The organism is Mucilaginibacter sp. (genome assembly GCF_025359345.1).
GTDB lineage: Bacteria > Bacteroidota > Bacteroidia > Sphingobacteriales > Sphingobacteriaceae > Mucilaginibacter.
The window spans coordinates 30,806-44,138 of the sequence record NZ_JANYGQ010000015.1 but is presented as its reverse complement, the minus strand read 5'-3'; the positions used below and the strand labels follow the sequence as shown (position 1 = coordinate 44,138).

Here is a 13,333-nt window from a genome sequence, read left to right as displayed (position 1 = left end):
ATGAATCAAAAATTATTAATATACGAAGATAACGAAGCGTTGCGGAACTCCCTGGTTTATTTGCTGAATGCACAGGAAGGTTACGAGGTAGTTGGAGATTTCAACAATGTAAACGATGTTAAAAACCAGGTAAAGCAATGCCAGCCCGACCTTGTAATTATGGATATTGATATGCCGGGGAAAGATGGAATTACCGGTGTTGAAGAAATTAAAGAATCGCGACCCGAAACACCAATAATAATGTACACCCAGTTTGAGGATGACGAACGCTTGTTTAAAAGTATTTGTGCTGGTGCCGATGGTTACATCCTTAAAAAAACATCGCCCGAAAAATTCTTTGATGCCATAAAGGAAGCGCTTAATGGCGGGGCTCCGATGTCGCCATTGATCGCCAAGAAGGTGATTAACTCCTTTAAAGCTACCAAAGACAATGTTCAGCTTAAATACGACCTTACTAACCGCGAGGCCGAAATACTTTACCTGCTTACCAAAGGTTACAGTGTAAAACTGATAGCCCATGAAATGTGCATAGCCTATGATACCGCCAGATCGCACCTGAGGAATACTTATCGTAAACTACATGTAAACTGCGGTAAAGAAGCCATCGCAATACTGTTGGCCTCGAAAATTATTTAGCATAAATAATCACAGTTGCTTTGGGTGGTGTTTATTTGCCAAACTAATCCACCAGTACTCAGCCCAATTTATCCTACTCCACACTCTTCCCCGTAATACTCCCCGGGGTATCACCGAAACGCTTTTTAAACAGCCTGATAAAAGGCATGGCGGCATCCCAATGGGAATGATCAACCCTAAAAATAAATTAAAAATTAACATCCCCCCAGCAGGGGGATATTGCTCTGCGGTCAATTGGCTAGCTTTGGAACAAACGGGCGCTAACTAATTAATAAAATCAACGGTGCCAATTGCGGCACCATTTTAAATCAAAAAAAAACAATGAAGAAAATTTTACTATGCCTTGGTATACTTTTAGGTATATCAGCCTGCTGCAGGGTTAATGCGCAGGAAATAAGAATGAAGATACCGGCATCAAGCACGGGCCAGCGCATTGAGCAGGATTTTGGGCTGGGTGTTATTTCCGTAAATTATTACCGGCCAAATACGAAGGGCCGCAAAATTTTTGGCGGCATGGAGCCTTATGGCCTTGTTTGGCGCACCGGCGCCAACAACGCCACTATAGTTAAGCTTAGTGACACCGTGGCATTGGAGGGACACATCTTACCCCCCGGCGAGTACGGTCTCTTCAGCATACCCGGTACCGACGAGTGGACTATTATTTTCAGCAAAACTTCCAAACAATGGGGCGCGTATTCGTACGATGCTAAAGATGATGTGCTGCGATTTAAGGTGAAGCCGTTTAAGCTGGATAACAAAGTAGAAACCCTTACCATCCAGTTTGCCGATATGCACCAGGAAGATGGTCTGATGCAGATACTTTGGGAAAATACCGGGGTAACCATACATTTAAAAGCCGATGTGGACAACCGCATACTGGCCAATATAATAGAAGCCATGAAAGGGGAGAAGAAGCCCTACTACATGGGGGCCATCTGGTGTTACAACCATAACCGCAACATTGCCCAGGCCGTTACCTGGATGCAGGAGGCCGACAAAGCCAACCCGGGCGCCGACAATATGAAGTACTGGCTGGCCCGCCTGCAATTAAAAAACGGCGATAAGGCAAATGCTATTATAAACGCAAAAGAAGGCCTTAGGCTTGCAACAGAAGGGAAGGATCCTGAATATATCCGCCTGAATACCGAGGTACTGCATGATGCTGGGGTGAATTAGTCTTAAGTCGGAAGTCGTGAGTCTCAAGTCTACAGTCAAAATTGAACCCGACTTATGACTTTCGACTTCGGACTTTCGACTTCAGACTCTGGACTTAAGCATAACTACTATAACTGACTGGGCCTTCGGTGTAACTGCCGGGGCTCTTTTTGTTTTAGCGGTTAATTCACCTCAAGCGTTCCATTTTTACACGCGGAACACCCGGAACGCTGTGGAACATCCTGATTATCAGTACGTCCAGTTCAGGAGAGATTTATACTTTTAGTGAATAATCGGGTTTACACTTTTTGCTTCCGCAAATATTTCGTCAATATAATAATCTGCTGGCCCTCTATTTTTCCTTCTACCTGGTCCGTATTGTCGGTAACCAGGCGGATGTTTTTAACTACGGTTCCCATTTTTGCATTAAGCGAGCTGCCCTTAACATCCAACGACCGGGTGAGCACCACGGTGTCGCCGCTTTGTAACTCGTTTCCCAGGCTGTCCTGGTGTACCGCTGCTGCGGCCGCGGGGCCATCATCTTCACCCATTGCTGCGGCCCAGGCCATTGTTTCATCGGCCAGGTAAAGCATCTCGAGGTTTGCGGCTGCCCAGCTTTCATTTTTCAAACGCGATAAAATCCGCCAGGCCACAACCTGTACAGCCGGTACCTCGCTCCACATGGCTTCGGTTAAAAAGTGCCAGTATTGGGCATCTGTTTCGGCGCCTTTCGTTATTTGCGTAAGGCACGCATCACAAATCATTATCCCGTTATCAGGGTGTTTTACAGGTGGAACTGTATAAACCGACAAGCCGGTTGCCGACTTACAGAGTTCGCACAAATTACCGCTTCTTTCGGTTAATGAAGATATTGCCATGGTTTAATTTTCAGGAGGCGCAAAGCTAAACGTTTTTACCTAAGATCGTGCGTTCCATTTTTGCACGCGGAACACCCGGAACGGTATGAAACATGCTGATTATTAGGTTATTGATTTTGCATCAAATTAAAATAGCTGATAGTCAGCTACATTTTTTGCTTTGAGTTGCCAAATTGGTTAAATAAAATAGCCCGCTTTGTTGTAAAGCGGGCTACCTGAATATTATTAAGAACGCGGGCTACCTAAACGCGGGGCACGAGTACGCCACCTCTATAGGCCTCTGCGCTGCATACGCGCCTGAATGATGCTATATTATATCTGTTAATTACCGAGTTCCCTTACAATATCTTGCATTTCTTTTCTTCTTAAATAAAAATAATCCATCGCATAAAACGCCGGAAACAATTCGACTTCTTTGATTGGCGTACTTTCCTTTATAAATACATAAGCATCAAATCTCCTTTTTAGACAAGAAAACCGGAACTTATTTTCATTTCGGCTGGCTCTGGCAATGTTACAATAGGAAAGTATTGCATCATTAAGATACTTGGATCTATAGTAGAAATAGCTTGATCCTGTTGCAAGGGCGGCATATTCAAAACTGTAGGGGGGAGGCTTTATTAAGCTATCTATCATAGTTCGTCCGTGTGGCGCTTTATCTTGAGTATAAGTGCCCTCACCAATCTGGAAACTGATGGAAAAATATTGGTTCCCGTAGTTATTTTTAAGATAAAAGCCCAATGGCGTAACCTTTTTTAAATTATCATCAAATTGCTCAACACTATTAAGATGTCCGCTATGTGCGAATATCGCCGCCTTTTCTCCGGACCTAAGAAAAAGATTGACCAAAAAATTTACTCTTTTAGACATACTAATGTCCCTGTCTTTTCCCCATTCAACTAAATTACTCATTACAGCGGTTTCATTTTTCAGAATGGAAAGATAAAACTCAAAACTTTGTTTGCCCAATCTGTTTTGGAACATCGTATCCCTTTGGGCAAAATCTATTATATCATCATATTTTCGCTCTACCGTTTTCCTAAGATAGAATTTCCCCCCTTCCTTGCCCAACAAAGCTAAATGGTACTCGAAAAGATATAGTTGCGGATCCGATGGATTATCTATACCAAACAAATGCACCTTATTCACCGAACGCTCATTATATGCCTCTAACCAATTAAGAAAATCAACTAAATTCTTATAACCGCCAATAGAAAGTTTACGGTCAGCCTCTATCTGTTTTTGATAACTGTCGGGCATTTTGCCCTGCACGTACCTATCCAATATCAAAGTGGCATCCACAGGTATTTCCAGCAGCACCAGTTTACAATTGTAATTGACAATCAAATTCTTTATAAACTGATAACTTGCAACTTGAATTGTGTTACTGCCATGGCAACACTCTCCAAGCCCTATTATCCTTTTATTACATAGTTCTTTAATGTTTGCTAGTAGAGTACTGTCATTGCCAAAAGCAAGAGGTATCATCTTTCCTTTGACAATGCCTTTGATTGCTTCAATGCTGTCTTTTTTATTTTTCGAAAAATAACTTTTGTTGTTAATTTCTTTTCCATTTACCTTGATCTTTACCTCGCCAAGCCAAATATTTTGATTTGCACTACTGTCCCCATCATAATGTATGCTAATCCTAAGTGCCGCGACATATCCAGGCAGTAGAGAATTTTTTTTTTCCTTCCATAGTCGACTACTGATCCTTATCGACTTCGAGGATGTCTCTCTTTCCTCCCTGTCAAGACCTGTAACCGTAAACCAAAGATTATGAACTCTATCATCTTTAGAAACAATAGAGACTTCGCATTTTTTTTTGGGGATACCACCGGGCAACAAAATGGTTTTGGACAAGGCAAAACACATTTTCTTATTATTCGGCACCGTAGGTGTATAATACAACTTAAATGTCGGCCTGTTTTGATAAAGAGTTGTGCTATCTGTTAAAAAATCGCAGTTATAACCACTTGACAACCATAACTTATCATTTCTGTCTAATTGTCTAAAATTCAAATCATACTTTTCAGCGATTGTCTGTGTTTTTGCTGAGAGTGAAGCAAAAAAAACAAACACAAAAGGTAATATGTAGCGTGGATTCTGATGTTTCAATTATTTAAGTGGTCTTTAATATTGGGGGAATTGCTTAAACTGCAAGTTATATATAGAAATAAAATTAAACTTATGTTTAAACAATTCCTAAAAATTAAAAAAAATAAATATCAATCATTGACAATCTCAATCATTAATAGTGGGGCTTCTTCGGTAGAAATATCGACCAAAGTTTTCCCCGCCCGTTCAAGCATTTTGCTTGAATGCCTCAAATTTAAGCGTCCCGCTTAAATTAAAAGGCGGAAGCTATGATTTAATATGCCCCTAATCAGAATGCAATTGAAGGTTATTAATAAAATTAAGCGGGGCGCTTAATTTTCCGGCATTAAGCGGGCTTGAACGGTCGGGGTTTAATACTCTGCCCCAATTTTTAATAAGGTGGCATAAACTCTTTGGCTGCTTGATCCCCTATAAAGAAACTTCTAATAGATTTAGTCTCATTTGGATCTTTAAAAGAAATAAATGGAAACTTGTTTTCTTTTCGCAGCACAATCGTCGTATCTAATAATTTATGGCGAGCCGAATCAATCTCTATCGTTAATGTCACATCGCCATTTAATGTAAAACAATCAAATGTTTCGTAAAAAGAATAGATTCTATTAGCGTTGATTTTATGCCCACCTAAATCAACCACTTGGCGCAATTTTTTTGACTGCTTTATTGAAATAACGTCTTTCTCATAAGCGAATCCTATGACGATGATTTTTCGTTTAAAAGAAGAATAGACTCTGTAACCAATGATGATTATGATCAAGCAAAGCAGAGTCAAAAAAAATCTTTTTTTCATAATTTTATTTACTGTCTTTGTTTAAGTCCCCGCTGTCCGTAGACGGAAACTACAGCGGGTATGTTTTACGAGCGGATTTGTACCCACAGTAGCTAAAAATCAAGATTTTTGGTTACAGTGTCTTTATATACTACGTTCATTCCCGTCTTTGTATAATTTTCCACCTTTTTTAATTTTTTTCCATCAACCTGATAGTATTTCCAGATGCCATTTTTGACTCCATTTACATACCGGCCGCTGACAAGGGTTTTTCCTAAAGAATTATATTGTGACGAGTACGTAATTGTGTCCTTTTCTATAATTGTATCTTTAGTATGCCCGGCTAAAACACCATCCTCATAAACTTTGGTTTCGCCCCATGCTTTGCCGTCGACATACGTTGTTTCCGATTCTATTTTACCCAGGCTATCGTATTTTATCCACAAGCCCTCTTTCTTATTATCGATCAAGCATCCGGTGAACCTATATTTTCCCGGCGGATAAACTTTCGTAAAAATCCTAACGCTCTGTTTGTGATGAACGGTATTTGTACACGACAGTCCAAAGATTGTTATTAATAACAGTGTTAAACTACTATTTTGATAGGTGACTTTTGACATTTTGTTTTTGGCTTTAATTTCTTGCGTAAACTGCCCTCCAAATCATTTAAAAAAAGATTGTAAAGCGTCCAGGGCTTTAAACTACCATCAGCATCTTTGGCCGAAAGAGTCAACATAAAGAGGTTGCTTTTCCGTTTAAAAAGCAGCATTTCTAAATCGATTGTTTTTTTTAATATTCCATCCTTTGGTTGTCCATGAATATCAAATGACTCATTTTTATTAAATCCTAGTGAAAAGCTTTTGCATTTAGAAAAATAATAGGCAATGGAGTCATTTTTCATCAAGGTTTTAGTATTTTCTCCATATAAATCAATATAAATATTGATAGGCTTTTGGGGTTTTGTCGCTTTATATAAAAACTCCATCTCTGTAAAATCATCAAGATAATAACCAGTGAAGTATCGTAAAGATGCGTCGTCATAACTTATCTTAATCGTATTCGTTAACAGATATTTATATGATGTGTCTATTTTATAGACTTGTAAGTAATAATCTTTATGTACAAAAAAGCAAGAAATTGGGTTCCTAAATTTACTCATCGTTGTATTGATAAATACAATACTGTCGCTTGATTTACCGCAACTACTGTCCCGACATTTCAACAGATCCAAGTATTCTTGCGGTATTTTTTTTGAAAAAGTATTAGTGTCCAATGTCTCGTCGTTATTCTTTATTTTCGAATAAATCGCACTTATTACTATTATGAAGACCCCGATTAATATTATCCCTGTGAAAACTTTCATAGCTTAAAAATTATGAGTATGCGGCGCAGGCCTAAAGGGTGGCGTACTCTTGACATGATGGCCCAAGAGCTAAAACTACATTTTCGCCTTGGGTTGACAAAATGGTTTAAAATAACATTGCTCCCCGCCAGTTCGAGCATTTTGCTTTAATGTCCCAAATTTAAGCGTTTTAACGGGAGGATTGAAACCCATCCCTAACTTTACTGGCCGCGTTTTTGCTTCCCCTTAACCATGCGGTTTAGGAAATGGTATTATATAATTGCTGCGGTTTTGTCATCGTGCCAACTGGTGGGCAAACACGGGGATAACCTGGATACATCGATGGTACATAACCACATCCTGCTGGCCCCGGCCGACAGCGCCGGGTACGTAACCTGCATTACCACCGGCAACATCACCCCCAATCAACTGCTTGCCTATGCCGATTCGCTCAAAGGCATCCCTTATAGCACAGCCTCTACCGACCCGAAATACGGGCTGGATTGCTCCGGCTTTGTTGCTTGCGTGTTTAACCATTTTCACATAGCAGTACCGCGGAGTTCTGTTGATTATACTTTCATGCACCGGCAAATACCATTGAAAGATGCCAAACCCGGCGATTTAATCCTTTTCACCGGCACCGACAGTACGGAAAGAGTAGTAGGACATATGGGGATAGTTACGTCGGCTGCCGGCAGCGCGGTAAAGTTTATCCATTCTACATCAGGAAAAAACAAAGGTGTAGTTGAAACAGCAATGGATGGCTATTATTTAAGCCGGTATATAAAAACGATAAGCATATTCCCGCAAAACGGGAAGTAGAGTTAAGTCAATAGTCTTTAGTCGGAAGCGCAAAGCCGAATTCTTGCCTTTTCCAACTAATAACACAACCTTTCGACTCAAGACCATAGGGGTTCGGAAGACTGGAAAAAGTGTGGGGATGTGCGACTCACTCCCTTGAGTTTAAGTTAACCCACAAAAAACATATGGATTTTTGCAGCAGGCGGCTAAGTGAATTAAAGAGGCGTAGCCTCGGCCAAATGTTGTAGCCACGGGTTTTAACCCGTGGAATAAAAACGAAATGGATTTAGAACCGTAGGTTCGACCAATATTTTTGAATATTTACGCCTTAACATGGTTCGTGCCGATGGCACTCTTTATTTTTTTAATCAATTTACCACGGGTTGAAACCCGTGGCTACAACATGTTCCGGGCCGATGGCCCTTTAAAATACCTGGAGAATTTTTATGGGTTAACTTAAACTTTTTGGGGGTGAAGGGAGGGGTTTCTGCGTCATGCTTTTACGCTTGATTAGCAGTGGAATATAGTCCGGGAAACCCCACCCTTCCCCGCCCGAGAACCGACTTTAGGAGTTCATGAATGCCTTTGAAAACAAATTAAACATTCATAATCGCACGGGCCATGGCTTTTAAAATAATCCTCCAAACCCCAATAAACTCAAAACTAACCATCAATTTCTGAGTGACAGAAAGGTAGCAACTCCAGCTAATTCAATGAAACCAACTCAAAAAAAGCACTTTAAAGTGTATTTAAGGTTTCTTCCAAACTAATAACGGCGGGATTCTTAATTATAAATCCATCTTAAATTAATTGAAAATTAATTTTTAATTCTGCATAAATATTTCTTAATTTTAAATGCTTTATCTCGTTAAAGCAATTAACCTAAATAGTCGGCCTTATCTAATCATTTACCTATAATGATACAATTTGTAAGATTTCCGGGCACACAGCTTTTTACCCTTGATGCGGGTTCGCCGGCGGGCAGCGGGTATATGGCATATTTTCTTTCAAAAGTACCCGATGAAATCCCGGGAACAATAACCATCAACCAGTCCTGGGATACCTATATTGGCTTCTACCTGTTCCTGAAAAGTGCGCCGAAGGTAGCTGATATGGAAAAATTTGCGGCCGAAGTAACCAAATATTTTACTGCGGAATACCCGGCTCCGGCGTATACCGGCTTTGCATGGCTAACCTTTAGCGATGTAACCCAAACTATAAAGGGCGAGGCGGCTGTTACATCATTTACCGAAAACGAAACTGTTGCCATAGCTGCAGATACCTCATTCTATTTCGCCAATTACTCCATGCCGCTAAAGCAGTTCGCGCCAATTGTGCCGGTTAAAGATAATGAGGATAATATAGCGGCGTTCACCTACGAGTACCCGCCTTATGAAGGCGCCCCGCCGCCACGCAGGCCGTACGATATCCAACTGCCGCTGGCCGGCGATAAACGTGGCTCACTATTGGGCCAGGTTAGCCTTGGCGACCTGTCAAATAACGCGGCCACCGGCTGGAATGCATCGTTGTATTATGTAATAAACTACAACAAGCAGGATGTAGCCCAAAACTACCCCCTCTTTGAAACCGGCGCTGACCAGGGTCTGCAGATACTGTTTGATTATGTGCTCGATCCCGCCGATCCACTAAATCCCGACAGGTCGTACCTTGCATTTACAGGCACCTCATTTTTCCTGAAAAAGAATAACGAAGGGCAATGGTATATCGAGCTAAACGGGCAAAACCAATTGCCCAGCTATTTCCGCACGGTATATGGCAAAAAAGTAAACCTTATACCACTCGTGGATAGTGATCATCCGCCTAAACTGGTATTTGAAGAGTTGCCGCCGGTTGATGGCAATCCGCGCTACTACCTTGCTCCAGCGGGCGATTTTGAGCTGGCCGTTCAGGATGCTGACAAAGCGGAAGGCGTGGTATCCGACTACCTGATTTGCGGCCTTTCGGGTGCCGAATCGGTTCAATTTATATCAAAGTCGAAATCATTCCGGGGCAATGTAATGCGTTTTGAGGCCAAACAAAACGCTTACGCACCGGTATTTCCCATCATAAAAACGGCAATGACAGCTGCTCCGGCAACACCACGGTCGGCAGCTTTGGCAACCGAGGCTTTTAACCGCCACCTTGATGTTTTTCTGACTGCAAAACGCACCGGGTTTACCGCCGCCCTGCAAACCGCCCAGGCCGGGCTCGATGCAAAGTATAAAACATCGTGGATAAACATCCGCCCAAATCCATCTGCAACCGCTGCTGAACGCGCGGAAAAGAAGGCTATCGGCCTGCCAAACCAGGTACCGGTGTACTATTCCCAACCAAACGATGCTGCACTTTACGACCACGAGGGCGTGAAAGTTGATGTAACTGACGAACTGTTACAATTGCGCAACACCCCCGCAGCTTTCTTTCCTGAACAGGTAACCCAGTCGCTGCCAATGGTGCCTTATTCGGGTGTAACTTCATCCGCTCAATTTTTGTATGATGATATACAGCAGTTCGAAAAGCAAATCATAATCCCGGTACGGCGCGATACGGTGACATCTATCCCGCAGGATACGCAAACCAATAATCTTTTGCTTTCGGCTGCCACATTGCTTACCACTACTCCGCAAGGCCTGCTTGCAACCATACCCGATTTTGGGCTCGACTGGCAATCGGTGCTGCTGGCAAAAAGCCAAAGCAAGGGTATTGACTATAACCTTGAGTTTACCAATGGGGTTACAAAAGAGCTGCGGGATTCGCTGCAATCGAACCAGCTTTTCCTGGTGGCTACAGAAGCTGCACCGCTGGGCACTTTCCTCAACAAAATTACCATTGCCGACTGGCCATTTACCATAAATGTAGGGAAGGGAAGCGATAAGGGAGATTTTCGCAACATCATTATATTCAAATTCGCCGGCGGCAGCCTCGAAAACAGGGTGATGGACACGCAGTCATGGTCGAACGCATCCACTTTTAACCAATACCCGGCGCTGGTTTCAAAATGGATAACCTCCTACATAGAAACCACGAAACTGAATGCCCAGACGGATACCCGTTATCTCAATTTTCTTGAGATAGTGCAAAACCCAAGCTGGAACGGCATATTGGTTTTAAAGGTAGATATAGGCGTCGAAAATTTCCCTGATGACCTTAAAGGTTTATTAGCCGGCATCAAGCGCGACGAATTTTATGCGCACCACTTCGGCATGAACGTAAACTTTATCGAGCCGGTAAACGGTGAGCTAACGTTGCCAAAAAGTTCGCTATTCGGGCTGATCAACTATATCGATAAGGATTACAGGGCACAGCAGGACACCCGGGACCACCTGGCCAATTCGCCATTTGTTTCGGTGCAACAAGCCCCTTCGCCGGTATCAAATACCCAGGCACTTTATGATTTTAAGGTATTGACCTTACAGGTGGTATTCGAAAATTCAGAAATAAAGGATTTTGCGAGCAAGATACAGCTGGTTACCACCGCCTGGTTTGATGAACCTGCGCAGCTCAATACCAGCAATATGGGCAGCTCGTTAAAAAATCAGACCATTGAGTTTAACGGCAGCTATGAAAAGCATAATGGGGTAAACACCTACACATTTGTTACCCGCCCCGGCCAAACCTATAAGTTTTTGCTTGAAAGCCAGACCATGAACTATGTGGAGATAGTAAAGGCCCAGTTTTATACCATTACCGACGAAACAAAAGATAATCCGTTTTTGCTTGCCGGCGTGGATACGGAAAAGATATCGTCGCGTTTTGTGTTTTGGGGCTATATGAATTTTAAACTGATAGAATCCTTCGACTTGTTTTCATTTGGCGACAGGGCCGACCAGAAAAATACAAACAACACGGGGCTTTATTTCTCGGGCCTGGCTGTTAACATGGATTTTATGCTGGATAATGTAACCGGGGACGCAACCGACCGGGTTTTTACTTTCGACCCTGCACGGATGTCGTTCGATTTGTCGCAAAGCACCCCGCGAGCCAATAGCCTGTTCCGTAATTTTCCGATAAATCTTGCCGGCCTCATCTATTCGAAAAAAGATGACGAATCCAAACCATCCGATCTTGGTTTCCTGCCGGTAGTTATACGTTCAAAAGTACCGGTTAACGGGCAGTCGCTCACCGAAAAATGGTATGCGCTTTTATACAATCTTAATTTGGGCAGCATGGGCGCACTGGCGGCCAAAGCGGGTTTTGTATCGCAGATATCCACAGCCTGGAGCCCAGACACGTCGGTTAAGCGCCTGGCCACTGGCATAAAACTACCGGGTGTTGGGGGCCAAAAAACGCTGAGCCTGCAGAGCGTATTAAGCATAAATATACAGAGTTTCACCTTTGTGGCAGGCGAGCAGGGTGCTGATTTGGCCTACCTGTTAAAGTTGAATAATGTTAAGCTAAGCATATTGGGTAAAAAGCTGCCCGGCGCTGCCGATACGCAATTTATACTTTTTGGCGATGCCACCGGGGTTGATAAAACAACGTTGGCCTGGTATGCTGCTTATTACGCACCTAAAAAAACGGTGACTGCGCCACCAACCGGGCCTTTAACAATTGAAATATAATTTATTGAACCTACCATGGCAAACGTAACCTTATTACATTGGAATATTGAAACATACGGGCCGGCAAAGTATTTTAACGCCAACAGCGCAAATTTTATCAATTACATAGCAACATTGATAAATAATGTGGATGCTGAAATTTTTGCCATGGTTGAGGTTAAAAACAGCACTTCGTTATTGGTGCCCCCCATTATTGCAAATGCCGTTAACGCTTTACAGGGAATTTTACCCGCGGCCAATCCATGGCGGTCGGTAAGGGCAAACAGCGGGTATAATAACGAGGCGTATATAATTATGTACCGCACCGACAGGAACTTTTTACCAATTGACCTGGGGATGGCAGTCGGCGCTAATGTAGTACCGGATCACGGGCTTGGTTATTTTAATATCCTGACCAATGGACCGCTTCCTTTTCCAAGCAGGATGACGGCAAACGGCGGGCGGCGGCCATTTTTCGCCATGTTTGAAACAAACGCCATGGCTGCCCAGCGGTTTTCTGTTATTTCTTATCATGCTATGTTTGGGGCTTTCACCCCTTTGGGCGTTCAACGAATAGCTAACCTCAATTCTATTACTGAATTTGACGACGGTACCCCCCTTGATGCGAGCATGGTATCGGGCGATTTTAACGTCGATTATAATTTGAATGCCTTCTGGTATGGTAATTTACTTGGCCTGCCAACCTATCAGGCAACTGCCAGTAATACCAGTTTAAAAGATAATCCATTGGGTGGTAATAACCCGGCGACGTTTATGGCCAATGCGTATGATAATATTTTTCAAACCGTTGCTGCCGTTACACCTACCGGAAATGTAGTCAACCTTATGGTAGAATCGGCCGTTGTTCCGGCGCCGCAACCCGGGCCACCCGCAGCCCAGCCCGGTGTGGGGGATTTATCGGCCGCCGCTGGTGCATTTAATATTGCAGCGCTAAACGTTTACCTGGCGCGTATAGCTAACCCTATAGTGGCTTTACCACCGGTAGACATGGATACGGCATGGGATTTTGTTAGGGAAGGCATCAGTAACCATTACCCGGTTGTAGTAACAGTCAACATTTAATTTAAAACGAAAA

Annotated in this window: 10 protein-coding genes; 5 read left to right on the top strand and 5 right to left on the bottom strand. The window is 42.8% G+C overall.

What is annotated here, in order from left to right; all coding sequences use genetic code 11:
* The gene (locus Q0R52_RS08010; protein WP_295793769.1) at positions 1-636 is read left to right on the top strand and encodes a response regulator transcription factor; all 636 of its coding nucleotides are present in this window, start codon (positions 1-3) and stop codon (positions 634-636) included.
* 321 nt (positions 637-957) lie between these two features.
* Positions 958-1,812: a DUF2911 domain-containing protein gene (locus Q0R52_RS08005; RefSeq protein WP_295793767.1), complete on the top strand. Its 855-nt coding sequence runs from the start codon at positions 958-960 to the stop codon at positions 1,810-1,812.
* Between the two features lie 278 nt (positions 1,813-2,090).
* Here the strand turns inward: Q0R52_RS08005 and Q0R52_RS08000 are convergent, their stop codons facing one another.
* The 5 genes from Q0R52_RS08000 to Q0R52_RS07980 all read right to left on the bottom strand — a co-directional run bounded on the left by Q0R52_RS08000 (position 2,091) and on the right by Q0R52_RS07980 (position 6,916).
* The gene (locus tag Q0R52_RS08000; RefSeq protein WP_295793766.1) at positions 2,091-2,669 is read right to left on the bottom strand and encodes an alkylphosphonate utilization protein; all 579 of its coding nucleotides are present in this window, start codon (positions 2,667-2,669) and stop codon (positions 2,091-2,093) included.
* A 321-nt stretch (positions 2,670-2,990) separates the two neighbouring features.
* The gene (locus Q0R52_RS07995) at positions 2,991-4,787 is read right to left on the bottom strand and encodes an erythromycin esterase family protein (protein ID WP_295793765.1); all 1,797 of its coding nucleotides are present in this window, start codon (positions 4,785-4,787) and stop codon (positions 2,991-2,993) included.
* A 370-nt stretch (positions 4,788-5,157) separates the two neighbouring features.
* The gene (locus tag Q0R52_RS07990; RefSeq protein WP_295793762.1) at positions 5,158-5,574 is read right to left on the bottom strand and encodes a hypothetical protein; all 417 of its coding nucleotides are present in this window, start codon (positions 5,572-5,574) and stop codon (positions 5,158-5,160) included.
* A 92-nt stretch (positions 5,575-5,666) separates the two neighbouring features.
* Entirely contained in the window at positions 5,667-6,023 is a 357-nt protein-coding gene (locus Q0R52_RS07985; protein WP_295793761.1) for a hypothetical protein, read from the bottom strand.
* Between the two features lie 116 nt (positions 6,024-6,139).
* Positions 6,140-6,916 (bottom strand): hypothetical protein, encoded by a 777-nt coding sequence (locus Q0R52_RS07980; protein WP_295793759.1) that lies wholly within the window; start codon positions 6,914-6,916, stop codon positions 6,140-6,142.
* 231 nt (positions 6,917-7,147) lie between these two features.
* Here Q0R52_RS07980 and Q0R52_RS07975 point away from each other — a divergent pair, with 231 nt between their 5' ends.
* The 3 genes from Q0R52_RS07975 to Q0R52_RS07965 all read left to right on the top strand — a co-directional run bounded on the left by Q0R52_RS07975 (position 7,148) and on the right by Q0R52_RS07965 (position 13,320).
* Complete coding sequence (locus tag Q0R52_RS07975) at positions 7,148-7,717, top strand: NlpC/P60 family protein (protein WP_295793758.1); 570 nt, start codon at positions 7,148-7,150, stop codon at positions 7,715-7,717.
* A gap of 896 nt (positions 7,718-8,613) precedes the next feature.
* Positions 8,614-12,258 carry a hypothetical protein gene (locus Q0R52_RS07970; RefSeq protein WP_295793756.1) on the top strand — a complete coding sequence of 1,215 codons (3,645 nt, stop codon included), beginning with the start codon at positions 8,614-8,616 and terminating at the stop codon, positions 12,256-12,258.
* Between the two features lie 15 nt (positions 12,259-12,273).
* A complete protein-coding gene (locus Q0R52_RS07965; protein WP_295793755.1) occupies positions 12,274-13,320 on the top strand; it encodes a hypothetical protein in 1,047 nt (348 codons plus the stop codon).
* Positions 13,321-13,333 lie beyond the last annotated feature (13 nt).